The following is a 25,546-nucleotide window of genomic DNA, read 5'->3' on the forward strand; positions in this document are numbered from 1 at the left end:
CGGCACCTCATGCTGATTTCAAAACATGGTCAAGTATTGCTCTACTTCCCACCGGTGGACCTGGACGCGGTACTCGTCCCATTCCTTTTCTTTGGCTTCGACAAAGCGCTGGTAGATATGTTCCCCCAGGGCTTCGCGGATTACTTCATCCCGGGAGAGTTCTTCCAGGGCTTCCTTCAAATCCGCCGGCAGGCTGCCGATACCAAGGTCGCGGCGTTCGGCTGCCGTCATTTCATAGATATTGCGCTCTACTGGTGCAGGCGGTTGGATGCGCTTTTTTATCCCGTCCAGGCCGGCTTTGAGCATGACGGCCAGGGCCAGGTAAGGATTGCAGGCCGGGTCGGGGTTGCGTAATTCTATTCTAGTTGAGGCCCCGCGCTTGGCCGGTACGCGAATCAAGGGGCTGCGATTGCGGGGGGACCAGGCGATATAAACCGGGGCCTCAAAACCTGGTACCAGACGCTTGTAGGAATTGACCGTCGGGTTGGTAATGGCGGCTATAGCCCGGGCATGGTGCATCAGGCCGCCGATATAGTGATAGGCCGTCTGACTGAGCTGTAAGGGATCGCCCGGATCATAGAAGGCGTTCTGCCCGTCTTTAAAGAGGGACTGGTGGGTATGCATGCCCGAGCCGTTAATGCCGGCTACCGGTTTCGGCATAAAGGTGGCATGCAGGCCATGACGCTGGGCGATGGTGCGAACAACGAATTTAAAAGTAGCGATTTTATCGGCCGTGGCCAGGGCGTTATCGTATTTAAAGTCAATCTCATGCTGGCCCGGGGCCACCTCATGATGGGAAGCCTCGATTTCAAAGCCCATGGCTTCCAGGGCCAGGACCATATCCCGGCGGGCGTCTTCGCCCAGGTCAACCGGTGACAGGTCAAAGTAACCGGCCTGGTCGTGGGTTTCCAGGGTGGGATTACGGCCATCGGTATGGAACAGGAAAAATTCTGCCTCGGGGCCGGCATACATGGTATAGCCCATGGCTTCCGCCTCGGCGAGAACTTTTTTAAGCACTCCCCGGGGACAACCGGCAAAGGGGGTGCCGTCAGGGTTGTAAACATCGCAAATAAGCCGGGCTACCGCCCCGTCGGCCGGCCGCCAGGGAAAAATGGCAAAGGTAGAGGGGTCGGGCCGGAGATACATATCGGATTCTTCGATGCGGACGAAGCCGTGGATGGAAGAGCCGTCAAACATTAATTCGCCGTCAAGGGCTTTCTCTAATTCCCTGGTAGTAATGGCAACATTCTTTAGAACCCCGAAGATGTCGGTAAACTGCAGGCGGATAAAACGGACGTTAAGTTCCTTTACCCGCTGGAGAATATCCTCTTTTGTTAGTTTTTCCTTTATCATTGAAAATCCTCCAGTTGAAATTGTATAAAAACAATAAAGCCCCCTAACGCTATTCCTCATAGCATTAGAGGGCTTCATTACCCCTTGGGAAACGCCATTGCTCCCTCTTATTTTGACCGTTATCAATCATAATATCATACTTTATAGATTCGTCAAGGCTTTTTATGATAAAATGTTTATCAAGCTCCGGTTATAGGATTAACCAGGTTAGCCGAGTACAACTACTACCACTTGAGGTGAGATAAATTGTTGTGGTCACTACTATTTCTTTTTTTATTTATCCCCATGCTGCTGGCTTCCCTTTTCCTCAACTTGGCCGTTTTTTCCTTTGCCCGGCTGGGATTGACACCGGCAGGAGCTTTTGCTTTGCTTGCCGCTTCAATCATTGGCGGGCTCATTAATATCCCTATTTCCCGCCGGCGCCTTTATATTGAACAACCCCAGTTCGGCCGCTTCCCCTTCTTTTTCTATTACCCGCCCCAGGTCAGCTACCAGCTTCTGTGCGTAAACGTCGGCGGGGCGGTAATTCCCGTTCTTTTTTCCCTCTACCTCCTGGCCACGCGGGCGCCGATACTGCCGTCCCTGCAGGCTACGCTAATTGTTACTATTGTAGCCAAGGCCCTGGCCCGGGTAGTACCGGGAGTAGGTATTTCTATACCCACTTTTATCCCGCCCATTGCCGCCGCCCTTACCGCCATCATCGTTTCTCCCCATAATTCTGCCCCGGTGGCCTACGTTGCCGGCGCCCTGGGTACCCTCATGGGAGCCGATATTTTAAACCTCGGTGCTATCCGCAGCCTGCGCTCCCAGGTGGTCAGCATCGGCGGCGCCGGCGTCTTTGACGGCATTTTCCTGGTGGCCTTGGCCGCATCTTTATTAAGTTAAAGCATTTAGTTAAAGCTACCTTTAGGTGACAAAAACCCCGCCCTAGCTTGGCAGCAGGGCAGGGTGGAAAACTTTGCCTAAATATCGTAGTACAGGACAAACTCGTAGGGATGGGGCCGGAGTTTAACCTGGCTGATTTCCTTTTTCGTTTTGTATTCAATCCAGCTGTTGATGAGGTCCTCGTCAAAGACACCACCCTGAAGTAAGAACTCATGGTCATGTTGCAGGGCGGCAAGGGCTTCTTCCAGGGAACCGGGCAGGGAACTTATCCTGGCTGCTTCTTCCGGCAGTAAATCGTAGATGTCTTTATCCAGCGGTTCACCCGGATGAATCTTGTTTTTAATCCCATCGATACCGGCCATTAAAAGGGCGGCAAAGGCGAGATAGGGGTTGCAGGAAGGATCGGGCGGCCGGTATTCGATCCTCTTGGAGTTCGGGCTGTTGGAATACATGGGAATGCGAATGGCCGCGCTGCGGTTGCGCTGGGAGTAAACCAGGTTTACCGGGGCTTCAAAGCCGGGTACCAGCCGCTTGAAAGAATTGGTGGTGGGGCTGCAGAAGGCCGCCAGGGCCGGGGCGTGCTTCAGCAATCCGCCGATATAGTAAAGGGCGAGTTCGCTTAGACCGGCGTAGCCGCCGGCATCAAAGAATAATGGCCGGCCGTCCTTCCACAGGCTTTGGTGAACGTGCATCCCCGAGCCGTTATCCTGGAACACCGGCTTGGGCATGAAGGTAGCCGTTTTGTTATGCTTGATGGCTACGTTTTTGACCACATATTTAAACATCATCAGCTGGTCGGCCATCCTGGTGAGGGGTGCATATTTCATATCAATTTCACCCTGGCCGGCCGTGGCTACCTCATGGTGGTGGGCCTCCACGGCGATGCCCATCTCTTTGAGCAGCAGCACCATTTCTGTACGCAGGTTTTGCAGGGTATCAGTGGGGGGAACAGGGAAATATCCTTCCTTATAGCGCGGCCGGTAGCCAAGGTTGGGATGGCCGTTCATTTCCGCTCCTGAATTCCAGAACCCCTCGATGGAGTCAATGAAGTAGTAACCGGCATACTGGCTGTGATCAAAACGAACGTGATCAAGAATAAAAAACTCGGCCTCCGGACCCCAGAAACTGGTGTCGGCAATACCGGTTTCCCTAAGATAGGCCTCCGCTTTCTGGGCTATAAAGCGGGGATCGCGGTTGTAGTTCTTACCGGTAACCGGGTCATACACGTTGCAGATCAGACTCAATGTCGGCACTTCACAGAAGGGATCAATAAAAGCCGTTCCCGGATCGGGAATGAGGAGCATATCACTCTCGTTGATGGTTTTAAAGCCGCGGATACTGGAACCGTCAAAACCTACACCGCTGGTAAAGACCTCTTCCCCAAACTCTTCCATGGGGATGGTGAAATGCTGCCATGTGCCGGGCAGGTCGATAAATTTCAGGTCAACCATCTGGACACTTTTTTCCCTGGCCATGGCGAGGACTTCCTTTGCCGTCATACTCTTGGAGAAACCCCTTTCGTTTTAAAAGGTATAACGTATAACTTGGAATACAATATTATTTCATCTTTTTACTAAACAAGCTGTTTCTCACACCTCCCCTGCTGCTCAAAAAAGAAAAACGCCCCATCGGGGTTTTACCCCTGGAGCGTCTTTGCTCACCTGGCATACATTGCCTATCGCATTTTAATCAGTCTAAAGGACATCATTGCCCTCTGCTATTAATATATACCACGACTGCATTTTTGGCAAGTATAAATTTAACCGAAAAAGATTGTTAATTACCCTTGACAGCCGGCGGCAGGTAGGGGCTCCGTACCGGGGAGGCTCCCAAATGATCTCCCGGGCTTACCAGATTATTAGGTCATGTAAAAAAGGCGGCGGCTTTTTTCCCGTCGCCTTTTCTTCAGTTTTACCCCGGCAGACAGATATTCTGACCGACCTGAAGATTGTAGGGATCTATATGGGGATTTAGTTCCAGCAATTTTGCTACCGTCGTCCCGGTGGCCCGGGCAATGCTGTACAGGGTGTCTCCGGGAGCCACCTGCCAGTACACGCCCGAGGGACAGGGCGGTTCGTTAGGCAGGCAGAGCATCTGGCCAATCTGCAAATTATAAGGATCAATCCCGGGATTCAGGCGTTCCAGTTCGGCCACCGTAGTTCCAATCCGCAAAGCTATAAGATACAGGGTATCCCCCGGCTCCACCCGCCAGTAGCGGCCGGAGGGGCAGGGTACTTGCAATAAACCCATGCACAACCACCCCTTGCAGGTTATCTCCCTGCATCTTATGCATGGGCTCATAGAAAGGTACTAACGTTTATTCCTTGTCCAGGCCGAAGCGGCTGTGGAGGGCCTGCATGGCCCTGGTCAGGTACTCTTCATCAATGATGCAGGAAACCTTGATCTCGGAGGTGCTGATCATGTGAATATTGATCCCTTCTTCTGCCAGGCAGGCAAACATGTCGGCGGCTACGCCGGGGTTTGTAATCATACCGGCACCAACAATGGACACCTTGGCCACTTTATCATTATAAGTTACCTTGCTGGCACCGATCTCGGCGCGCACCCTTTCGGTAACCTCCACTGCCTTGCGGAGATCGTTGCGGCCCACGGTAAAGGCAATATCGTTGATGCCGTCCCGCATGGCACTCTGGACGATCATATCGACATTAATGCTTTCTTTGGCAAGGGCAACAAACAAGGCTTTGGCAATTCCCGGCCGGTCGGGAACATCGTGAAGGGCAATCCGGGCAACATTCCGATCGCCGGCTACACCGCTGACCACCATTTTCTTTTCCATTTCGGTCACCTCTTTCACCAGGGTTCCTTCATTATAGTTAAAGCTGGAACGTACCTCTAAAACCACATGGTTCAGCTTGCCGAACTCCACTGAGCGGGGCTGCAGCACCTGGGCGCCGAGACTGGCCAGTTCCAGCATTTCGTCGTAGGAGATAACCGGGAGTTTCCTGGCTGCCGGTACTATCCGGGGGTCCGCCGTATAGACGCCGTCCACGTCGGTATAAATCTGGCAAACGTCAGCCTTCAAGGCGGCAGCTACGGCTACGGCCGTCGTATCCGAACCTCCCCGGCCCAGGGTCGTGATTTCATTATCGTCAGTTCTGCCCTGGAAACCGGCGACAATGACGATTTTGCCTGCCTCCAGTTCCCGCCGCAGGCGGTCACAGCTAACCTCCAGGATACGGGCTTTGGTGTGGACATTATCGGTTAAAATGCCCACTTGAGGCCCTGTCAGGGAAATGACCGGTTCACCGAGTTCATGGATGGCCATGGCCAGCAGGGCAATTGATGTCTGCTCTCCGGTAGCCAGAAGCATATCCATTTCCCGGGCCGGTGGGTTGGGACTGATCTCGTGGGCCATTGCGATCAGGTCGTCGGTCATATCTCCGGGGGCCGAGACGACGACAACTACATCATTGCCCGCCCGGCGGGTGTCTACCACCCGGCGGGCGACATGTTTGACCCGTTCAGGTCCGTTAACGGAAGTTCCGCCGTATTTTTGAACTATAAGTGCCATAAAGAACCTCCTTAAATGGAGTTAGAGGTATTTTCTATGACAATGGCTCCCTGGTAACACGGAGCCAACTCTTTAATTGTGCACGCTACCCCGTGGCGGGCAAAGGCTGCCGCCATGACCCGCCCTACCTCGGGCTTACGGCCACGGCAGAAAGCAATTACCGATGGGCCGGAACCGCTTAAAGCTACAGCCAGGGCTCCCGCCTCCCGGGCGGCGGCAAAAACCTCCCCCATCCCCGGCACCAGGGGCAAGCGGTAGGGTTGGTGCAGTTTATCTTCCATCATCCTCCCCATCAGTTCCAGATCACCGGCCTGGACGGCGGCCAGGAGGAGACCAACCCGGCTGAGGTTAAAGACAGCATCAGTAAGGGCCACCCTGGCCGGCAGCACACCCCGCGATACCTTCGTCGAAAGGGTAAACTGGGGAATGGCTACCACGGTCATTAAGCCGGCCGGCGGTTCCAGGCGCCGGCAGTAAACCCTGTCACCGTCCCTGGCGGCTACTACCAGGCCGCCTAAAATGGCCGGGGCTACATTATCGGGGTGCCCTTCCAGATGTGTGGCCAGATTTACCAGTTCTTCCCGGCTTAATGGTGCACCAAGAAGGGCGTTGGCTCCTACCAGCCCTCCTACCAGGGCCGCTGCGCTGGAGCCCAGGCCCCGGGCCACCGGGATGCTGTTATGCATGGCTATTTTCAAATTAACCTCCGGCCGCCCGGCCCGGGCAAAAACGGCCATGGCCGCCCGGTAAGCTATATTTTCCGGTCCCCGGGGTATGGTTGCCTCGCCTTCACCGGTTACGGTAATCTCCAGGTCCGCCGATGCTTCGATTAGCAGTTCATCGTAGAGGTCCAGGGCCATACCCAGGGTATCAAACCCCGGACCCAGATTGGCTGTTGTAGCCGGCACCCGTACCAGTGGCATAACTTATCCTACCTTCATTTCTCCATCTACAGGGCAGAACCTTGAAGACGCCCTGTACTCCGAATGACTGTTTGCTTACAATACCACTTCTAATACCCTGGTTTCTTCTGGCGGCAGGGATATGGGTTCGGCCACCTGTTTAATGGCAATATTGGGATCCTTCAGGCCGTGACCGGTCAATACGCAGACGACACGGTCGTCCTGGCGGAAATAACCCTTTTTAACATACTTGATCACTCCGGCCAGGGAAGCGGCCGAAGCCGGTTCGGCAAAGATGCCTTCGGCTGTAGCCAGCAGTCGCTGGGCCGCCAGGATTTCTTCATCGCTGACACAGTCGATGAAGCCGCCGGATTCTTTCGCCGCCCGTACGGCCGGCTGCCAGCTGGCCGGGTTACCAATCCGAATAGCCGTGGCCACCGTTTCCGGGTTGGGCACCACTTCGCCCCGTACAATGGGCGCCGCGCCTTCGGCCTGAAAGCCAATCATTTTCGGCAAAAGATGACTCCGGCCGGCCTGGTAATACTCATTAAAGCCCTTCCAGTAAGCAGTAATGTTACCGGCGTTGCCTACAGGGATGGCCAGGTAATCCGGCGCCTCGCCAAGCCAGTCGCAAACCTCGAAGGCGGCCGTTTTCTGCCCTTCAATACGGAAAGGGTTAATGGAATTAACGAGAGTAATAGGATGTTTGGCCGTAATCCGGCGTACCAGGTCCAGGGCGTCGTCAAAATTCCCCTGGATGGCAATCACCCTGGCGCCGTAAAAAAGGGCCTGCGCCAGTTTCCCCAGGGCGATGTTGCCTTCCGGTATAAGAACGCTGCACTTCAAACCGCAACGGGCGGCATAGGCGGCAGCCGAAGCCGACGTATTTCCCGTTGAAGCGCACATAATGGCCTTTGACCCGGCCTCCATAGCTTTAGCCACGGCCATGACCATGCCCCGGTCCTTAAAGGAACCGGTGGGATTAAGCCCTTCATATTTAAAATAGAGTTTTATCCCCAGCTCCCGGGAAAGATTCCCGGCGGCTATCAGAGGAGTGTTCCCCTCCTGTAAAGTAATCAAGGGAGTTGCCTCCGTCACCGGCAGGAACTCCCGGTAAGCACGAATAACCCCCGGCCACCTCAACCATTTTCTCCTCCTTCTACCCGCACAACACAGGCTATTTCTTTAACAACCGGCAGACCTGCCAAGACGCTCAGGGCATCCTGCAGGTTTTGTTCCCGGACACGGTGGGTAATGAGCACCAGCTCGGCCAGTTCCCCCAGCATGCGCTCCTGGATAACGGAGGCCAGGCTGACTTCCCGGTCACCAAAAACGCCGGCGATACTGGCAAGGACCCCCGGCCGGTCGACAACAACCAGTCGCAAGTAATACTTTGTATTGATTGCTCCTATGGGTTTCAGGGGTTTGTCATAGAAGCAGGTACAGGATATGCGGCCCCGGGTTTTGTACTGGAGATTGCGGGCTGCTTCTATAATATCGCCCACCACGGCGCTGGCCGTAGGCATGGAGCCGGCACCCCGGCCGTAAAACATAGTTTCCCCTACGGCATCGCCTTCCACGAAAATGGCATTAAAAACATCGCTGACTGCCGCCAGGGGATGATTTAACGGTACCAGGGCCGGGTGGACCCGTACTTCGATTCCTTCTTCGTCCTCCCGGGCAATTCCTAAGAGTTTAACGGCATAACCCAGGTCGGCGGCGTAACTGATGTCCTGGGCAGTCAGGTGGCTGATGCCTTCCCGGTAAACATCCGGGTAAGTAATGCGGGTACCAAAGGCAATGGAAGCCAGAATGGCCATTTTGCGGGCGGCATCGTCACCTTCAATATCGGCCGCCGGATCGGCCTCGGCATAACCCAGGGCTTGGGCTTCCCGAAGGACTTCTTCAAAACCACGGCCTTCCCGGCTCATCTTAGTGAGGATATAATTGGTGGTCCCGTTGACAATGCCCATGACCTGGCGGATACGGTTGCCGGCCAGGCATTCCTTTAAGGGGCGAATAATGGGAATGCCACCACCTACACTGGCTTCAAAAAGAAGATCAACGCCGCTGGCCGCAGCGGCATCAAAAAGCTCCTTGCCGTGAAGGGCGAGGAGATCCTTGTTGGCCGTAACCACGCTTTTGCCCCGGCTGATCGCCTTGAGGATGTATTCCCGCGCGGCACCGGTGCCGCCCATCACTTCGACTATAATATGGATATCCGGGTCGGCCAGGATTGTTTCCGGTTCGGTAGTAAGCAAGTCGGGACTGACTTGTACCTGGCGAGGTCGATGCCTGTCCCGTACCAGGATGCGGCTGATTTTTAAAGGCCGGCCCAGCTTCTGGGCGATGGCGGCGCCGTTCTGCTGCAGGAGGCGAACCACGCCGCTGCCCACGGTCCCCAGGCCCAGGAGGCCGATATTTATTGGTCCTGACACACCCTCACTCTCCTTGTACCTTTCAATTTTACCTTATCCCTCACCGTTGGGCAATACTTTTTATCCAATCAAATCGAGCTTAACCTGGCCAGGTAAGGTTTAATTATAGCTTCCAGCTGTTTAAATTCAATAAGAAAGGCGTCATGACCATAGGGAGAATTTAGTTCCATGTACTGGGCGCGACCGCCGCTGGCATTAATCAAACGGACGATCTCTTTCACCTGATAGGGAGGGAAAAGAAAATCGCTGGATATGCCTATCCCCAGACATGGAGGCAAATTATGCCATACTTCAGTATAATTTCCCCGGCCCCGGCTGACATCATGGAGATCAATAGCTTTGGTCAGGTACAGATAAGCATTGGCGTCAAAGCGCTGCACCAGCTTTCTCCCCTGGTAAGCCAGGTAGCTTTCCACTTCAAACTGGCCCTCAAGCTGGTAGTATTTTCCCGGGTCCACCACGGTCCGCCCGAATTTCATGGTCCAGGAAGGGTCGCTCTTATAAGTAATGGTGCCAATCCGCCGGGCCAGGGCCAGTCCCCGTTGGGGTCCCGGGGTACCGTAATAGTCGCCGCCCTGCCAGTCTGGGTCGGCGTAGATGGCTTCTCGCTGGACATTGTTGAAAGCTATCTGCATTGGCGTCGTCCGGCCGCAGGTGGCAATGGGGATAATGGCCGTTACCATTTCCGGGTAAAGGAAACCCCATTCCAGGACCTGCATACCGCCCATGGAACCGCCGATGGCCGCTACCAGGTGTTTCACGCCCAGGTAATCCAGCAGTATTTTCTGGGCCCGCACCATGTCGCGGATGGTAATTGTCGGGAATTCCAGACCATACGGCCTGCCGCTGGCCGGGTTTATGCTGGCCGGTCCGGTAGTCCCATAACAGCTGCCCAGGACGTTGGCGCAGATCACGAAAAAACGCCTGGTGTCCAGAGCCCTGCCCGGTCCCACCAGGGGGTCCCACCAGCCGGGCAGCCGGTCGTCCGGGGAATGGCGGCCGGCAATATGGGCGCTGCCGGTAAGGGCATGGAGAACCAGGATGGCGTTATCCCCGGCAGCATTCAGCTCGCCATAGGTTTCATAGGCTATGGTAAGGGGGCCCAAACGGGCCCCGCTTTCCAGCTGCAGGCTTCCCGGCCAGTTATAAAACCGGGTGGTAACAATACCTACATCGCCCATACTATAATCTGCTCCTGCTCAGGGCCTGATCCAGGTCGGCAATGAGGTCGTCGACATCCTCCAGGCCGATGGAGAGGCGGACCAGATCCTCAGTTACACCTGATGCCAGCTGCTCCTCGGGCGTTAATTGCTGGTGGGTAGTGCTGGCCGGGTGGATGACCAGGGACTTGGCGTCACCGACATTGGCCAGGAGAGAGAACAGCTCCAGGCTGTTGATAAATTTTTTCCCTGCTTCCCTGCCACCTTTAATACCAAAGGTTAAAATCGCCCCTGCCCCCCGGGGGAGGTACTTTTGCACCCGTTCATAGGAGGGGTGGTTGGGCAGGCCGGGATAACTTACCCAGGCGACGGCCGGGTGTTCTGCCAGCCAGCGGGCAATCTTCATGGCATTCTGGACGTGCCGCTCCATACGTAAGGGCAGGGTTTCCAGCCCCTGGAGAAAAAGGAAAGCATTGAAGGGGCTTAAAGCCGGTCCCATGTCGCGCAGGAGCTGGGCCCGCGCCTTGACGATATAGGCCGCTGGCCCGAAAGCCTTCAGATAACTGAGACCGTGATAACTGGGGTCCGGATCCACCAGGCCGGGAAATTTGCCGTTGTCCCAGTTGAATTTACCGGCATCGACTATGACTCCGCCTATGGAGGTGCCGTGGCCGCCGATAAACTTGGTGGCTGAATGGACGACAATATCGGCACCGAAGGCAATGGGCTGGCATAAATACGGCGTGGCAAAGGTGTTGTCCACGATCAGGGGTATACCGGCCGCGTGGGCGATGGCCGCCAGGGCTTCCAGGTCCGGTACGTCGAGCTTGGGGTTGCCTATGATTTCTACATAGATGGCACGGGTGTTGTCGTTAATGGCCCTCCGGTAATCTTCCGGATCGGTACTGTCGACGAAGCGGACCTTGATGCCGAATTTCGGCAGGGTGTAATTAAAGAGGGTGAAAGTGCCGCCGTAAAGGCTGGTGGAAGCCACGATTTCCTGCCCGGCGGTGGCAATATTGGCAATGGCCAGGGTGATAGCCGCCTGGCCGGAGGCCGTAGCCAGCGCCCCCACCCCACCTTCCAGGGCGGCCATTCTTTTTTCGAAAACATCGGTAGTGGGGTTCGTGATCCGGGTGTAGATGTTGCCGGGTTCGCTTAAGGCAAAAAGGGTCGCCGCATGGTCGGCATCCCGGAAAACGTAGGAAGTGGTCTGGTAAATGGGGACGGCTCGCGCTCCCGTAGCCGGATCTGGTTCCTGGCCGGCGTGGACCGCCAGGGTGGCAAAACGGTACTGCTGCTTGGACATAGGTATTCCCCTCTCTATATTTTAATTAGCCGGCTGCGGGGGAATAAAAAAGCCTCTCCGATAAGAAGAGGCATAACTTTCTTACCCCCCTTATCTCTCAGGGCTTGTGCCCTGCAGGAATTGGCACCTGTCGCCCCCGGAAAACCGGGACAGCGGGTTGCCGGGTTTCATCGGGCCAGTCCCTCCACCACTCTTGATAAGAGTTTTTAGTTCCTGTATTAAGTTAAGCCAGCTTGATATCAACTATAAACCCTGTTTCAATGCGTGTCAAGAACTTTTTATATTTATCCCTGGCGCCAGGTGGCGGCTATTTGCTCCTCGACGTCTTCCAGGTGCCGCAGCATGGCTGCCGCAGCCTCTTCACCGTTACGCTTGATTAAAGCCTTTACTATCTCATAGTGTTCATCGACCGAGCGTTCGCCGCGGCCGGGAATGGCCAGGCTGCGGGAACGGCTGTCGGCCAGGAGGTCGAGCATGCTGTGCATCAGGCGCACCAGGACGGTGTTGCCTGTGGCCTGGGCTAGGCGATAATGGAAATTGCTGTCGTGCCCGGCGAGGAGGGAAAGGCGGCCGCTGCGCAGGCGTCCCAGATGTTCCCTGGTGGTGGTCACCATACTGGCCAGTTCCTGGATATCGGTTTGGCTGGCCCTTTCCGCCACCCAGCGGGCTGCCTGGGGCTCCAACACTTTACGTACTTCAAATAGATGCAAAACGGTATCCCTGTTCACCGGCAGGTGGCTGGCAAAGCGTTTCAAGTACTCATCTGGATCCTGTTCACTAATGAAAGCCCCCTGGCCGTGACGAATGCTCACCAGGCCCTCGGCAGCCAGCATTTTTAAGGCTTCCCGGACGGACGTGCGGCTCACACCCAGCATTTCCGCCAGTTCCCGCTCGGCCGGCAGGCGATCGCCGGGCTTCATCCGCCCCTCGAAGATGCTCTTTTTGATTTCATCTACCACCCGGTGGTAGACGCTTTTGGGATTGCGGTTAATGGGCTGGAAAAGCCTTTCTGTCGATCTATCGCGCAAGGGTTATCGCTCCTGTACCCGGGACAAGTGGTCTTACCTCTTTTAAATTGTACCATAACCCGGGGGAGCAGTAAATAATCTATTATCATGGCGTTAAAGAAACAAATAACATAGTTAAAAACGGGATTAAACTTGTACATCCAAATAATTGCTGGTAGAATGGAGATGTAAAAACCGGGGCTTAGACCCCGGCTTTTCTATCAATAATATTAGGAGATGGCTTATCGTGTTTTCCTTGCTGATTAAGGGCGGCACGGTAGTTGATGGTACCGGTCGCCCTCCTTTTCGGGCCGATGTGGGGTTGCAAGGAACAAAGATTGCCGCCCTGGGCAGGTTGGAGGACATACCCGCCGGGAAAGTCATTGACGCCACCGGTCTGGTAGTTGCCCCCGGTTTTATTGATTTTCACAGCCACGCCGATGCCGAACTCCTGAGGGACCCGGAGGACCGGGCCAAGCTGGCCCAGGGAGTCACCACCGAGGTCATCGGCAATTGCGGCATGTCCCTTGTTCCCGGCCACCGGGAAAGTCTCTCCATGCTGGCCGCCTATGCCGGCCCGGTGCTGGGGGAAATTCCAGCCGGTTTCCAGGCTGCCGGGGTAAAAGATTACTTTTCCCGCCTAACACGCCAGGGCATAGCTGTTAATGTGGCTACTTTAGCCGGTCACGGTTCTATCCGCCTGGCGGTCATGGGTATGGCCGCCCGCCAGGCCGGTAAGGCGGAGATGGACGCCATGGCGGCCCTTCTCGAACAGGCCATGAGCGAAGGGGCTACGGGTCTGTCCAGCGGTTTACTCTACCCGCCGGGATGCTATGCTCCGACAGGAGAACTAATCGCCCTCTGCCGGGTAGTCCGGCAGTACGGTGGTATTTACGTCAGCCACATCCGCAATGAATCGGACGGTGTCCTGGAGGCTATAGAGGAAGCCCTGGAAATCGGCCGGGAGGCCGGCATTCCCGTGCATATCTCTCACCTTAAAGCCTGCGGTCCCCGTAACTGGCCGAAAATACCCCGGGCCCTGGCCCTGCTGGCGGCAGCCCGGGAGCATGGGCAAGACGTCACCTGGGACGTCTACCCCTACATCGCCGGTTCGACTACAGCCGCCTCCCTCCTGCCCCCCTGGGCCGTCGCCGGGGGTGAGGCCGCTATCCGGGAACGCCTGAATTCTCCGGATATCCGCCGGGAAATAAAAAAGACCTGGCAGGAAGGCCTGCCGGGATGGGATAATATGGTCAAATCCTTAGGCTATGATCGGCTGGTAATCAACGCTGTAGCCCACAGGGAAAATGCGGATTGCGTAGGTCTAACCCTGGCCGAGATTGGTGCCCGGCGCCAATGCGATCCGGCTGACGTCCTCCTGGACCTGCTGCAGGTTGAAGGCGGCAGCCTGGCCATTGAAACCTATCACGGCTGTGAGGAAACCCTTGCTATGATTCTGCGCCACCCGTTGACGGTCATAGGCAGCGACGGCATCTATTCCGGCGACCATGTTCACCCCCGCCTGTACGGCACCTTTGTGCGGGTTCTGGGCCGTTATGTCCGGGAACGCCGGCTCCTTACTCTGGAAGAAGCCGTGGCCAAGATGACCTCCCGCCCTGCGGCCAGGCTCGGCCTAAAGAAACGCGGTCTGGTAAAGGCAGGGTATTACGCCGACCTGGTCGTCTTCGACCCGGATACTGTCGCCGATCGGGCCACATTCCAGGAGCCGGCCCGGACGCCAGCCGGTATCGCGGCGGTTATTGTTAACGGCCGGGTGGCCTACCAGGACGGCCGGTTTACTGGCGAACTGGCGGGGGTTACACTTACCTGTAATGCTGCAGGTGCTTCCAGCAGCCAGGAAGTAAAATAAGCCGGGACAACACCCCGGCTATCTGGTGTTTGTTCCTAAATTATAATACAGATCAGCCCGCCGCCGCCGTCGTTGACGATGCGTTCTACTGTTTCCTGGAGCTTCACCTGGGCGCTTTCCGGCATGCGGTAGAGTTTGCTCTGGATACCCTCCCGCACCAGTTCGCTCAATGATTTACCGAAAACATTGGTCTGCCAGATCTTCTGGGGATTATCTTCAAACTCCTCCATGATGTATTTCACCAGGTCCTCGCACTGTTTTTCGGTACCGATGAGGGGTGTTACCTCGGTGGTGATATCAGCGCGGATGAAGTGGTAAGATGGAGCGGTGGCTTTTAGCCTTACGCCGGAGCGGCCGCCCTGCTTGATAAGTTCCGGCTCGGCCAGTTCCATTTCTTCCTCGGTGGGCGTGACGACACCGTAGCCGGTGTTGCGTACTTCCTGGATGCCATAGGCGATTTTATCCCATTCCTTTTTGATGCCGGCCAGTTCCCGTATCCAGCGCAGGATATCCTGGTCACCGCTGATGTCCAGGCCGCTGACTTCCCGTAAGATCTGGTAGAAGAGCCCTTCCCTGGTCGCCAGGTCAATGTGGGCGGTACCGGTGCCCAGGTCCATGTCCTTTAAAGCTACCCGGGAAACATATTCATTTTCATTAAGCCGCTCAACAGCGCCATTAATATCTCGCAGGCGCCGGACGTCACCCACCGCTTCCCGGACGGCATTTTCCAGCTGCTGCCGCAGCCAGTGGTCGCCGGTCAGTTCATCCACCCAGCGGGGCAGATTGACGTTGACTTCGGCCACCGGGAATTCATAGAGGGCCTCTTCCATGATATGCAGGACGTCCTCTTCGCTTAAATGCAAGCAGTCCACCGGCAGAACCGGTACATCATAGGTGGCCTCCAGTTCCCCGGCCAAAGAAATTGTCTCCTCGGCAAGGGGATGGACGGAATTGAGCAGGACGACAAAGGGCTTGCCTAAATCCTTGAGTTCCCAGATGACCCGTTCCTCGGCATCGACGTAATCTTCCCGGGGAATCTCGGTGATACTGCCATCGGTGGTGACAACTATACCTATGGTGGCGTGGTCGGTAATTACCTTGCGCGTGCCTGTTTCCGCTGCTTCCTGGAAAGGTACCGGCTCCTCAAACCAGGGCGTCCGGACCATCCTGGGGCCCCCGCCCTCTTCATAACCCAGGGCGCCGGGTACTGTATAGCCGACGCAGTCGACCAGACGCACGCGCATCTTCAACCCTTCACGGATGGTAATCTCCACCGCTTCATTGGGGATAAATTTGGGTTCGGTGGTCATAATCATGCGCCCGGCGCCGCTCTGGGGCAATTCATCCCTGGCCCGGTCCCGCTCATTGGGATTTTTGATGTTCGGCAACACCAGCTTTTCCATGAATTGAGTAATAAAAGTCGACTTGCCGCTGCGTACCGGCCCCATAACGCCGAGATAAATATCACCACCGGTACGTTCGGCTATATCCCGGAAAATATCCCGCTTTTCCACCCCGTATTCTCCCTCCCCAGGCCATTTAGTTTACCGTTCAGTCCTGCTGGCATGTTTTAACAATACATCTATATGACTTGGCAGCCAGAATATGACCTAAAATCATTTTTTAGGGGTTAACCTTTTACAAATATATGCACCCGGGGACAAGAAAAGAACCTGCCGCGGTGGACAGGTTCTATAATTTTTACCAGATGCCTGTTTCAACTTCGTGGGTGCGTGGCCGCTCCATAAGGGCTGCCACACAGTCCCGTACAGGTTTGCCTTTATAAAGGACCTGGTAAATTTCTTCGGTAATAGGCATCCGGATCTGGTATTGGTAAGCTAAATCCCGGGCTGCCGCCGTAGTCCGCACACCTTCCACTACCATACCCATCCCGGCCAGGACTTCGGCCAGGGCCTTGCCCTCCCCCAGCTGTATCCCGGCGCGGCGGTTGCGGCTGTACATGCTGGTACAGGTAACAATCAAATCGCCGATACCGCTCAAACCGGCAAAAGTCATAGCTTTGCCCCCCAGGGCTACCCCCAGCCGGGTAATTTCCGCTATACCCCTGGTCATAAGGGCCGCCCGGGCATTATCACCCAAGCCCAGACCATCGGCAATCCCGGTGGCCAGGGCAATAATATTTTTCAAAGCGCCGCCAAATTCGACCCCTGCTACGTCGGGATTGGTATAAACGCGGAAGGTAGGGTCCATAAAAATATCCTGGACATATGCAGCTACATCCCTGTCAGCAGCAGCTACGACCACGGTAGTCGGCAGGCCGCGGCCAACTTCTTCGGCATGGCTGGGACCGGAAAGCACCGCCACCCGGGTAAAACCTTCTTCAGCCAGGACTTGTGATAAACGTTTTTTAGTGTCCAGTTCCAGCCCTTTTGCGGTGTTTACGACTATAGTGCCTGGAGATAAAAAAGGTTTTACCTGCCGGGCTGTTAACCGGACGGCATGGGAGGGTACGCTGAAAACAACCAGGCTTGCCTCCCTGGTAGCTGCCTGTAGATCAATCGTCGGCCTGATGCCGGCAGGTAATTTGACTCCCGGTAAATATGCTTTATTTTCCTTCTTTTCTTCCAGTTCAGCCGCAACTTCCCTGCGCCTGGCCCACAGATTCACCTGGAACCCCTTGCGAGCCAGCAAAACGGCCAGTGCCGTCCCCCAGCTGCCGGCACCAATGACGGCAATAGTTCCCACCAATCTAACCTCGCTCCCCCAGTTTATGTTCGGTTCCGGCCAGGAGCCGTTTTATATTGGGCCGGTGGCGGTAAATAATCAGGGCTGCTCCGGCAAAGGTAAAAAGGGTGTATGGCCAGGGCCGGTGAAAAAAGAGCAGAAGAAATGGCGCCAAGGCTGCCGCAGTAATTGACCCCAACGAGACATAGCGGGAAAAGACAACAATTATAACCCAGATTACCGCCGCCCAAAAGAAGGCAGACGGTGCCATGACCAATACTGCCCCAGCAGTCGTGGCCACACCCCGACCGCCTTCAAATTTGAGGAAGATGGACCAATTATGGCCGCTTATGGCTGCCATAGCCGTTAAAGCTGCCAGCCAGGGGCCGCCCATGACCTGCCCCAACCATACAGCGAGCATACCTTTAAAGGCGTCAACTACCAGTACCAGCGCGCCCGGAAGAGTTCCCATGGTCCTTAAAGCATTGGTGGCACCCACATTGCCACTGCCCCGTCTTCGGATATCAAAACCGTAAACATAACGTCCCACCACATAGGCTGTGGGAACAGAACCGATAAGATAAGCCAGTACCAGCGCCAGCAGCCACATATTTTCCCCTCCATTTGTAATTATTGTCCTTTGCTGCGGCGGAATAGCAAACGTAACGGTGTGCCTTCAAAGCCAAAGGCCTGGCGGAGCTGGTTTTCCAGGTAACGCTGGTAGGAAAAATGGACATCTTCTGGACGGTTACAAAAGAAGATAAAGGTTGGCGGTTTAACCTTGACCTGGGTGGCGTAAAAGATTTTAACCGCCTGGCCTTTTGCCGCGGGCGGTGGCGTGAGCATGACCGCTTCCTGCACTATGGAATTTAAGGTGCTCGTAGCAACGCGGCGGCTGGCCTCTGCTCCCACAGCGTCAATAGCAGGTAAAATTCGGGCAACCCGTTGTCCTGTCAGGGCCGAAATAAAGATGATAGGAGCATAGGACATAAAACTTAACTCTTCCCTGATCATCTCCTCATAACGGGCCATTGTTTTATCATCCTTGGGCACCAGATCCCATTTGTTTACTATTATTATAGAAGCTTTGCCCTGTTCATGGCCATAGCCGGCTATTTTTTTGTCTTGTTCGGTAACGCCTTCGGTACCGTCCAGAACTACCAGAACTACATCTGCCCGTTCCACAGCCTTTAAGGCCCGTAAAACGCTGTAATGTTCCGTGGGGTCGGCGATACGGCTCTTGCGGCGCATGCCGGCGGTATCAATAAGGATGTACTCCCTATCACCCCGGCGAATATATGTATCAATGGCATCCCTGGTAGTTCCCGGCAGATCGCTGACGATAACGCGCTCTTCGCCCAGGAGGCGGTTGACAATAGAAGACTTACCCACATTGGGTCGCCCCACCACGGCTACTTTTAAGGCCATCCCGTCCTCTTCTGCGGCAGTTTCCGGTAAGAGCTCAACTATTCTATCCAGGAGATCGCCTATATTTAAACCGTGAATAGCTGAAATAGGAAAAGGGTCTCCCAGGCCCAGGCGATAAAATTCGTGGATCATGGTAGGGTCGCTGAAGTCTTCGACCTTGTTGGCCACCAGGATCACCGGCCGCCCGGAGCGGCGTAATATTTCAGCCACCTCTTCGTCGTCGGCGGTCAGGCCGGTCCTGGCATCAACGACAAAAAGGATGACATCTGCTTCCGCCAGGGCCATTTCGGCCTGACGCCTTACCTGGACTACCAGGGGATCGTCTGATCTGGCGGCAATACCGCCTGTATCAACCAGGGTAAACTGGCAGCCCCGCCAATCGGCATCGCGGTAAAGGCGGTCCCGGGTCACTCCGGGTGTGTCTTCAACGATAGCCACCCGGGCGCCGGTAATGCGATTGAAAAGGGTTGATTTGCCGACATTGGGTCGGCCGACTATGGCTACTAACGGTTTGGGCAAAAAGGATTCCTCCATCAAAATATACTAACATCGACGGCTGGCTTTTATCTTCGGAGCGCGTTTCTACCGAATAGCGACGCGGCCGCAGCATCCCGCTACCAGCCCTTTTCCGGTAGCTGGAACTACTTCTACCTCTACTCCCAGTTCAGCGGCGAGCATTTCCGGCGTCAGGTCATCCAGAAAAACCGGGGCATCTTTTTTTAACATTACGTCGGGGAGGAGAATAACTCCTTCTTTTTCCCGTGCCCAGGAGGCGGCTTCTTTTAAGCCCCTTAACAAGTCCCGGCCGGTCAGGAGGCCGGCCACCGTCACCTGGGGGCCGAAGAAAAAATTCGTTACCGGCACCACCCTGGCTTCCAGGTTGCCGGCCCTCGCCGTCACCTCCTGGACGAGCTCCGCCAGAACTGGCGCCGCCAGGGTACCGGTGGCTATTATCACGCGGCGGGCCTGGATTTCCGACCGATTGAGGTTGGCCAGGGCAGCTTTGCAATCGTCCAGGAAAAGACGGGTAAGCCCAACTCCATTTTCCGTCTGGGGGAAGTCGTCATAATAAGAAGCTGGAGGTAGGGGAAGATTGGCCAGCAAATAGAATTCATCGGCGCCGTAAACCAGGCCGCATCCAAAGCGGCGGCGAAAACCTGCCTGCCAGGCGGCGATCCGGTTTACTATTGCTGCGGCCTCCTCCGGCGTCACCCGCCTTAAAGGGAATAAATGCTCCCGCCGGGAGGTCAGGCCCACAGGTACTACCGCAATGGACTGTACGGCTGGAAAAAGGCTGCTGAGGTCCTTTATCGTCCGATCTAGCTCCAGGCCGTCATTAAGCCCCGGGCAGAGGACAATCTGGGTATGCATCTGGATGCCGGCTGCAGCCAATTTCTTCAACTGCGCCATTATCTCCCCGCCCCGGGGATTGCCTAATAGCCTGCTTCTTAATTGCGGGTTGGTGGTATGGACGGAAATATAGAGGGGGCTGAGGTGCCAGCGCAAGATATATTCCCAGTCCCGAGGTTTTAAGTTGGTCAGGGTAATAAAATTGCCGTGGAGAAAAGAATAACGGTAGTCGTCATCTTTGATATAAAGACCGGGCCTCAGGCCCCGGGGCATCTGGTCGACAAAGCAAAAAAGGCATTTATTCCCGCAACGGCGGAGGCCATCAAAGGTTGAAGCGGCAAATTCCAGCCCCAGGTCCTCATCGTAATCCTTTTCAATTTCCAGAAGCCATCGTTCGCCGCCAGGTTTTTCAATCTCTACCTCCAGGTTTTCATCGGCGCAAAGGTAACGGTAGACAATCAGGTCGGGCACCCGTTCCCCGTTGATGGCCACCAGCACATCGCCGGGGTTGATACCCAGCGCGGCGGCTATACTGTCCGGCCGGACGGCTGTTATTACTGCCCCTTGTTTGGCCAAAAAATGTCATCTCCTGACTTCCCTTGCCCAGGTCCCAGCTGTAGTATACACGGCCTGCACTTTTTCGCCTTAATTATCCAATATTTTACCCCGGCCGTCAAGTTTTTGCTTGAAGCCCTTGTTTTACGCCTGGATAGAGGTTCTGGCTGCCGGATTTGACATCATGGAGTTCTTGCTGGCGAGCCTTTTTAACCAGGTTAACAAGGACAGGGTAATCCTGCCCCAGGCTCCATTGCAGCAACAAGCGCCCCAACCAGGCCAGGCGGGGATAACGCCGGCAAAAAGCGCCCACCCGCCATAAAAAGGAAACCCGGTGGGAAACGTCTATCCAAAGTACCTCACGCTGATCCCGGCCCAGGGCTGCCAGGAAAGTCTTTATGGCCCGCCGGGCTGCTTCGCCGTCATGGCCGACGGCAGCAGTATAGACGGCATGGCCTGCTGGCGTATGACCTATTTGACGCATGCCGCCTTCCCCTTCAGGGGCGTCAAAGTGAGGCAATTTTTTTAACTCCTCCCAGGCCGGCGGTCGGCCTGGATTTAAGAAACCGGCATGCAGGGCAGCGGCGATAACCGCCGCATGGGTGCCGCTAAAACAGGCATAGATGATAATCACCGTGGCAAACCTTTCCTGGAAAAATTATCCTCGTCTTGCTGGCGTCCCGGACAAGGCACACGCCGGCATCCACAGATGCTGATTTTGTTCTACAAACTCCACCAGGCTGGCAAAGGCGCGCCTGGTACCCCGCACAACTACAGGCCGGCCCAGGAGCGTCAGGCCTATACGGCGCGAGGTAAAACCGCCAATCCGCATGAAAAGATTTACCAGAGGAGAGGTATTAAGAAGCAGTATTTCCTGCCGCTGTACTCCCAGTGTTGCCGCCAGATCATAGAGCAGGGCTTCAAACCGGCCACCCAGGTTCTTTTTACCCACGGCATAGACGCTGTTACCATACACGTCGGTACCCATAAATTTTAGTTCTCCTTCTTCTCCCCGGCTGCGACCATCAAAATACGGCAGGGCCAGGAGTTCCGCTGCCGTGGGTAACCGGTTCCGGGGTAATAACCCCAGGTGGATGGCCGCTGCCGTAACTGAAGAATGGGAACCACCAAAACAGTGGTATATGACCATCATTTTAATCCTTTTGCCAGTCAGCCCTTTCCTCATTGGATAATGATTCTGGGGCAGGTTTCCTGTCATATTTCACCATTTCCTTCCGGTTACCTGGTTCCCATCCTTTTTCTCTGGGCAACACGGGCCGCCTTGCCCGCCTCCAACCCAGTAAATTGACCCACTCTATCGAAGTAAACTGCTTTAGCCTGGCCACGGCTTTATTCCAGCCGCCGGCAGAAACAATCAGGTAAGCGCCGCCGCCAAGGATGACGGCCAGGATGACAAACAGGACGCCTTTCCAGTCGGCAGCCGTGCTGGGAGTACGGGCGGCCGCAGGCCGGGCAGCCACTCCCAGGACAGGAGGTACAATGTCGGCAAAAAGTGTTGCCCCCCGTTCAGCTTCAGGCAGGGTATTGGTATGGGTACCGACCTCCAGGAGCATGGCCCGGGGTGACAGGTCCTGGTTATAGCTGCCGGCGCCGATAAAAATCCCCCTGATCAAGCCGGGATACCTGGCATCGGCGGCTGCCTTGAGCCGTTTGGCGAAATCCAGGTTGGCGCTCATATTCTGATTTTCCCGGCCGACGACCAGTCGAATCATCGTTACATCCTGGCCGTCAATGGTGCGGCGGTAAAAGGTGGGGTCAGGTACGCCATCGCGGTGCAGGTCAAAGATGGCTGCTGCCCCTTTTTGCAGTAAACCCGTGGCCGTACGACGCGAGCGCCGGTAAGCCGCGTCGTCATGGGGGGCATGGGAGGTCTGGTCATCGATTACAGTTAAGCCCAGGCTGCGCAGGCGATTGGCAAGGGCCGTACCCACCTGCAGGACACCGCCACGGCCGGGTATACTCTCTGTACCTTGAGTGGGTACGTAGGATTCATCGTCATGGGAATGGTAAATGCCGATTACCTGGGTGCCTCCGGCCTGAACCGGGGCAACTGCTTTCGAGGGAACATCTACTTTTTCTTCCCCCTGGGAAAGCTGCTCTATACCTATTTGCCGGCAGATAGCCCGGTTCCCTTCAATGCGAATTACCTTATAACGGTGGTTGTCGGCGGCAATAAACTCATCGTTGATGTATATCCGGCGGGCCATCATATCCAGGATCCGCCCCTGTTCGTCAACTAAAATGGAATACTCGCCTTCGGTATGGTCCTGGCTGATCAGCAGGTTTTTCAGGCTGAAGACCCTGGCAACAGCTACCTGACGGCTTTCCTGGAAGGTAAGGATAGCCGCCAGGGCCAGGGCGGAAACAAACAGAAGCAGTCCTCCCCAAAATCTACGAGATCTCCTTAATTTATTCACCCTGTTCACCACCGTTATCCTTTTTATTGTCTGGTAAAGGTTTTAGTGATGTTCCCCGCAATCCGGCCAGCAGGGAACGAGGGCGTCTGGAAGCCTCCGGCCCACCCTGGATTCTTTCCCGCGCTTCACCGATAAATTCTGCCAGGAGTACGGCCACAACGGCGGCCATAAAAGTAACATCGATTATACCGGCCCCACCGAAGGCTACCGTTCCTCTTAAACCCCGGCTGAGGTAGTAAAAAAGGTCGACAACATCCAGCAACAGCACTCCCAGAATAGCTCCAACAAAGGCTGCCCGGCGGGAGCGACCTACAAGGTAGGCTACTACACCGGCGATGAGGGGGTAATAGTAAAGGGGGTCTAAGAGGCTCAGGCCGTAAACATTCCAGGCTTCCCGGCCCCGGGTCAGGATGCTGATGCCAGAAAGTACGGCGGCGGTAATTACTGCCCCCAGCAAAGCCCGACCTGCTTCCCATGCGGTTCCGGCCCGGTACAGGACATAAACGGCCAGGCCCAGGGGTATCAGGCCGCCACCTACGTTAACAGTAGTAACTACCCGGCCGCTGGTGATCGGGATATTGATAAAGCTGCCGAAAATCATGGCGACAATGAGGGCCAGAGCAGCCCGGTCGCTTAAATATAGACGGTCCAGAACCCGGTGGGCCAGGCCAAAATAGACCAGGGCAAAGATGATAACTAAAAGTAAAACACCGGTAGTATATCCCGTCATAGTTAATCACCTTCCAGGGTTAGATTTCCCCGTCAGGTAAGAAATATACCGGTCCCGGATTGAAGAGTAGTCTTAAAGGAGTTCCTCCAAGCGGTCTAAATCCATTGTAGGTGCCTGGCAGGCGAAGTTTTCACAGACATAAGCCGTAGCTTTTGTCCCCTCCAGAGGGCGCATTTCACCGATATACGGTATTAGATTGCGTATCTCGTTACCGGCGTTGCCGACGGGATGAAAAATTACTACTGTGTTGGGCAGGTAATGTGAATTTATTTTTTTAATCATTGCTTGTGTATCCCTGGCCTGGGGTTTACCTGCAACGACAATTTCCCTGGAAGCCCCGGTGGCGAAAAGCAGCGCCACCATTAAAAAAGAATAAGCCGAAGTTTGCTTCACCACTTCTCCGGCAAAGGCCTTAAATATCTGCCGCCCTTTTTCCGCCAGTCTTTCATCGCCGGTCAACCTGGCAAGCATCAACAGGTTGCAGGCAGCGACAGAGTTGCCGGAGGGTACAGCCCCATCATATATTTCTTTAGGCCGGGCAAACAGCTGCTCGCCATCCAAACCGTAGAAAAAGAGTCCCCCGCCATCGCTATCCCAAAAAAGGTCAAGCATCTGGTTATTTAATTCTATCGCTTTACGCAAAAATCGTGGTGCAAAAGCCGCTTCATAAAGCTCCAGCAAACCCCATATAAAAAAGGCATAATCGTCTACGGCACCAAGGGCAGCAATGCCGGGCCTCGAAAGCATAAAAAAATCCACCAAACCCTTACATGGTTGAGGGGTCTGGTGGGAGTGTTTTTATAATGGCTATCGTTTGTTATAGCATTTGTGAACAGACCTACCGTAAGACCTGCATCCAGGCCGGCGCTGAATACCCTCCAGCCAGGCTTTCGTCTTCCCGGTAATGACCAGAGGTTTATTTGCTAGTTCTGCCGGGGTGGTACAGCCGGTTAAAAGGCAAATGCGTTTTAAATCTTCCTGCCAGTTGAAAATCTCCTGCGCCAGCGCCTCTTCTCCTTCGTCCAGGAGAATTTTTAAGAAATAACCGGCCACACCAACAATTTTCGCCCCCAAGGCCAGGGCCCGGGCGGCATCCAGGGCACTGCGGATACCGCCGGTGGCCACAATCTCAACCGGCAAGCCCAGTTCCTTAATTTCCAGGATGCTCACAGCTGTCGGCAGGCCCCACTGGGCCAGGGCCATAATCTGGCGGTCCCGGCGTTTATTTTCAATAGCGGCGAAATCTGTCCCGCCGCGGCCGCCGACATCAAGGATACGAACGCCGCTGTGATATAACTGTAAGGCTGCTTCCCGGGACAGGCCAAAACCCACTTCTTTAGCAATAACGGGTACATCCAGGAAGTTTACCATATCCTTTATATTTTCCAGCCAACCCCGAAAGGAACGGTCGCCCTCCGGCATAACTAATTCCTGGGCGGCGTTGAGGTGTACCTGCAAACCATCGGCCGCGATCATGGCTACCGCTTCGTGGGCGGCTTCCGGTGAATTACCGGCTCCCAGGTTGGCCAGGATTAAGCCTTCCGGATTTTCCCTGCGGGCGATGGCGAAACTTTCCACCCAGGTTTTATTTTCTATTGCAGCCCTCTGGGAACCTACGGCCATGGCAATGCCCGTCCGCCGGGCCACCCTGGCCAGAGCAGCGTTGATTTCCTTGGTTTCCGGGGGGCCGCCGGTAAGGGCGTTTATAATAAAAGGGGCGGCCAGGGTTTTCCCCAGCCACCGACAGCTAAGATTAATATCCGTCCAATCAAGTTCCGGCAGGGCCTGATGGATTAAATGGACATCCTCCAGGCCGCTGGTACCGTTACCCTCTTGCTGGAAGAAACGCAGGTGCTCCAGCTTACGCCGACCTCTTCCCGCTATAGTCTCTGGCATCCTTT

The 25,546-nt window shown here is 55.3% G+C and carries 23 protein-coding genes and 1 riboswitch; of the genes, 2 read left to right on the forward strand and 21 right to left on the reverse strand.

Features of this window, described 5'->3' with window-relative positions:
* Positions 1-18: 18 nt before the first annotated feature.
* Positions 19-1,353, reverse strand: a complete 1,335-nt coding sequence (glnA, locus tag MCACP_RS07585) for a type I glutamate--ammonia ligase (protein WP_406676185.1) — start codon at positions 1,351-1,353, stop codon at positions 19-21.
* Between the two features lie 285 nt (positions 1,354-1,638).
* Here glnA (MCACP_RS07585) and MCACP_RS07590 point away from each other — a divergent pair, with 285 nt between their 5' ends.
* Positions 1,639-2,238 (forward strand): DUF1614 domain-containing protein, encoded by a 600-nt coding sequence (locus tag MCACP_RS07590; protein WP_406678713.1) that lies wholly within the window; start codon positions 1,639-1,641, stop codon positions 2,236-2,238.
* A gap of 77 nt (positions 2,239-2,315) precedes the next feature.
* Here MCACP_RS07590 and glnA (MCACP_RS07595) read toward each other — a convergent pair whose 3' ends face one another.
* The 9 genes from glnA (MCACP_RS07595) to MCACP_RS07635 form a co-directional block, all read right to left on the reverse strand.
* Positions 2,316-3,737, reverse strand: coding sequence for a type I glutamate--ammonia ligase (gene glnA, locus MCACP_RS07595; RefSeq protein ID WP_406676186.1), 1,422 nt, complete (start codon positions 3,735-3,737; stop codon positions 2,316-2,318).
* A 412-nt stretch (positions 3,738-4,149) separates the two neighbouring features.
* A complete protein-coding gene (locus tag MCACP_RS07600) occupies positions 4,150-4,488 on the reverse strand; it encodes a LysM peptidoglycan-binding domain-containing protein (RefSeq protein WP_406676187.1) in 339 nt (112 codons plus the stop codon).
* Between the two features lie 67 nt (positions 4,489-4,555).
* Positions 4,556-5,773: an aspartate kinase gene (locus MCACP_RS07605; RefSeq protein ID WP_406676188.1), complete on the reverse strand. Its 1,218-nt coding sequence runs from the start codon at positions 5,771-5,773 to the stop codon at positions 4,556-4,558.
* Positions 5,774-5,784: 11 nt separating this feature from the next.
* Positions 5,785-6,696 (reverse strand): homoserine kinase, encoded by a 912-nt coding sequence (thrB, locus tag MCACP_RS07610; protein WP_406676189.1) that lies wholly within the window; start codon positions 6,694-6,696, stop codon positions 5,785-5,787.
* Between the two features lie 75 nt (positions 6,697-6,771).
* The gene (gene thrC, locus MCACP_RS07615) at positions 6,772-7,818 is read right to left on the reverse strand and encodes a threonine synthase (RefSeq protein WP_406676190.1); all 1,047 of its coding nucleotides are present in this window, start codon (positions 7,816-7,818) and stop codon (positions 6,772-6,774) included.
* Positions 7,815-9,113: a homoserine dehydrogenase gene (locus MCACP_RS07620; RefSeq protein WP_406676191.1), complete on the reverse strand. Its 1,299-nt coding sequence runs from the start codon at positions 9,111-9,113 to the stop codon at positions 7,815-7,817. The genes thrC and MCACP_RS07620 overlap by 4 nt, the downstream gene beginning before the upstream one ends.
* A 68-nt stretch (positions 9,114-9,181) precedes the next feature.
* Complete coding sequence (gene metX, locus MCACP_RS07625; protein WP_406676192.1) at positions 9,182-10,294, reverse strand: homoserine O-acetyltransferase MetX; 1,113 nt, start codon at positions 10,292-10,294, stop codon at positions 9,182-9,184.
* 1 nt (position 10,295) lies between these two features.
* Entirely contained in the window at positions 10,296-11,582 is a 1,287-nt protein-coding gene (locus MCACP_RS07630) for a homocysteine synthase (RefSeq protein ID WP_406676193.1), read from the reverse strand.
* Positions 11,583-11,669: 87 nt separating this feature from the next.
* Positions 11,670-11,785, reverse strand: a riboswitch (SAM riboswitch).
* An 81-nt stretch (positions 11,786-11,866) separates the two neighbouring features.
* Positions 11,867-12,610: a FadR/GntR family transcriptional regulator gene (locus MCACP_RS07635; protein WP_406676194.1), complete on the reverse strand. Its 744-nt coding sequence runs from the start codon at positions 12,608-12,610 to the stop codon at positions 11,867-11,869.
* A 226-nt stretch (positions 12,611-12,836) separates the two neighbouring features.
* On the opposite strand from MCACP_RS07635, the gene MCACP_RS07640 reads away from it, so the two are divergent.
* Positions 12,837-14,459 (forward strand): N-acyl-D-amino-acid deacylase family protein, encoded by a 1,623-nt coding sequence (locus MCACP_RS07640; RefSeq protein WP_406676195.1) that lies wholly within the window; start codon positions 12,837-12,839, stop codon positions 14,457-14,459.
* Positions 14,460-14,494: 35 nt separating this feature from the next.
* Here the strand turns inward: MCACP_RS07640 and spoIVA are convergent, their stop codons facing one another.
* The 11 genes from spoIVA to fni form a co-directional block, all read right to left on the reverse strand.
* Positions 14,495-15,973: a stage IV sporulation protein A gene (spoIVA, locus tag MCACP_RS07645; protein WP_406676196.1), complete on the reverse strand. Its 1,479-nt coding sequence runs from the start codon at positions 15,971-15,973 to the stop codon at positions 14,495-14,497.
* A 187-nt stretch (positions 15,974-16,160) separates the two neighbouring features.
* The gene (locus MCACP_RS07650) at positions 16,161-17,165 is read right to left on the reverse strand and encodes an NAD(P)H-dependent glycerol-3-phosphate dehydrogenase (protein WP_406678714.1); all 1,005 of its coding nucleotides are present in this window, start codon (positions 17,163-17,165) and stop codon (positions 16,161-16,163) included.
* Positions 17,166-17,169: 4 nt separating this feature from the next.
* Positions 17,170-17,754 carry a glycerol-3-phosphate 1-O-acyltransferase PlsY gene (gene plsY / locus MCACP_RS07655; RefSeq protein ID WP_406676197.1) on the reverse strand — a complete coding sequence of 195 codons (585 nt, stop codon included), beginning with the start codon at positions 17,752-17,754 and terminating at the stop codon, positions 17,170-17,172.
* Between the two features lie 20 nt (positions 17,755-17,774).
* Positions 17,775-19,091 carry a ribosome biogenesis GTPase Der gene (gene der / locus MCACP_RS07660; protein WP_406676198.1) on the reverse strand — a complete coding sequence of 439 codons (1,317 nt, stop codon included), beginning with the start codon at positions 19,089-19,091 and terminating at the stop codon, positions 17,775-17,777.
* Between the two features lie 63 nt (positions 19,092-19,154).
* On the reverse strand, positions 19,155-20,498 hold the full coding sequence (locus MCACP_RS07665) for a DUF512 domain-containing protein (RefSeq protein WP_406676199.1): 1,344 nt from the start codon (positions 20,496-20,498) through the stop codon (positions 19,155-19,157).
* 97 nt (positions 20,499-20,595) lie between these two features.
* Positions 20,596-21,111 (reverse strand): DUF3189 family protein, encoded by a 516-nt coding sequence (locus tag MCACP_RS07670; protein ID WP_406676200.1) that lies wholly within the window; start codon positions 21,109-21,111, stop codon positions 20,596-20,598.
* A gap of 24 nt (positions 21,112-21,135) precedes the next feature.
* Positions 21,136-21,630, reverse strand: coding sequence for a DUF3189 family protein (locus MCACP_RS07675; RefSeq protein ID WP_406676201.1), 495 nt, complete (start codon positions 21,628-21,630; stop codon positions 21,136-21,138).
* A gap of 1 nt (position 21,631) precedes the next feature.
* Complete coding sequence (gene spoIIP, locus MCACP_RS07680; RefSeq protein ID WP_406676203.1) at positions 21,632-22,915, reverse strand: stage II sporulation protein P; 1,284 nt, start codon at positions 22,913-22,915, stop codon at positions 21,632-21,634.
* Positions 22,908-23,645: a DUF1614 domain-containing protein gene (locus MCACP_RS07685; RefSeq protein ID WP_406676204.1), complete on the reverse strand. Its 738-nt coding sequence runs from the start codon at positions 23,643-23,645 to the stop codon at positions 22,908-22,910. Before MCACP_RS07685 ends, spoIIP begins: the two co-directional genes overlap by 8 nt.
* Positions 23,646-23,717: 72 nt before the next feature.
* Complete coding sequence (locus tag MCACP_RS07690; RefSeq protein WP_406676205.1) at positions 23,718-24,392, reverse strand: hypothetical protein; 675 nt, start codon at positions 24,390-24,392, stop codon at positions 23,718-23,720.
* A gap of 60 nt (positions 24,393-24,452) precedes the next feature.
* Complete coding sequence (fni, locus tag MCACP_RS07695) at positions 24,453-25,541, reverse strand: type 2 isopentenyl-diphosphate Delta-isomerase (RefSeq protein ID WP_406676206.1); 1,089 nt, start codon at positions 25,539-25,541, stop codon at positions 24,453-24,455.
* Positions 25,542-25,546 lie beyond the last annotated feature (5 nt).

The organism is Neomoorella carbonis, assembly GCF_045278715.1.
GTDB lineage: Bacteria > Bacillota > DSM-521 > Neomoorellales > Neomoorellaceae > Neomoorella > Neomoorella carbonis.

Excerpts from the sequence above, each read along its gene's own strand:
- MCACP_RS07675 (WP_406676201.1), bottom strand. The coding sequence starts at position 21,630 with ATGATGGTCATATACCACTGTTTTGGTGGTTCCCATTCTTCAGTTACG.
- glnA (WP_406676185.1), bottom strand. The coding sequence starts at position 1,353 with ATGATAAAGGAAAAACTAACAAAAGAGGATATTCTCCAGCGGGTAAAG.
- MCACP_RS07690 (WP_406676205.1), bottom strand. The coding sequence starts at position 24,392 with ATGCTTTCGAGGCCCGGCATTGCTGCCCTTGGTGCCGTAGACGATTAT.
- MCACP_RS07605 (WP_406676188.1), bottom strand. The coding sequence starts at position 5,773 with ATGGCACTTATAGTTCAAAAATACGGCGGAACTTCCGTTAACGGACCT.
- MCACP_RS07590 (WP_406678713.1), top strand. The coding sequence starts at position 1,639 with ATGCTGCTGGCTTCCCTTTTCCTCAACTTGGCCGTTTTTTCCTTTGCC.
- glnA (WP_406676186.1), bottom strand. The coding sequence starts at position 3,737 with ATGACGGCAAAGGAAGTCCTCGCCATGGCCAGGGAAAAAAGTGTCCAG.
- plsY (WP_406676197.1), bottom strand. The coding sequence starts at position 17,754 with ATGTGGCTGCTGGCGCTGGTACTGGCTTATCTTATCGGTTCTGTTCCC.
- metX (WP_406676192.1), bottom strand. The coding sequence starts at position 10,294 with ATGGGCGATGTAGGTATTGTTACCACCCGGTTTTATAACTGGCCGGGA.
- fni (WP_406676206.1), bottom strand. The coding sequence starts at position 25,541 with ATGCCAGAGACTATAGCGGGAAGAGGTCGGCGTAAGCTGGAGCACCTG.
- MCACP_RS07600 (WP_406676187.1), bottom strand. The coding sequence starts at position 4,488 with ATGGGTTTATTGCAAGTACCCTGCCCCTCCGGCCGCTACTGGCGGGTG.
- thrB (WP_406676189.1), bottom strand. The coding sequence starts at position 6,696 with ATGCCACTGGTACGGGTGCCGGCTACAACAGCCAATCTGGGTCCGGGG.
- MCACP_RS07685 (WP_406676204.1), bottom strand. The coding sequence starts at position 23,645 with ATGACGGGATATACTACCGGTGTTTTACTTTTAGTTATCATCTTTGCC.
- MCACP_RS07630 (WP_406676193.1), bottom strand. The coding sequence starts at position 11,582 with ATGTCCAAGCAGCAGTACCGTTTTGCCACCCTGGCGGTCCACGCCGGC.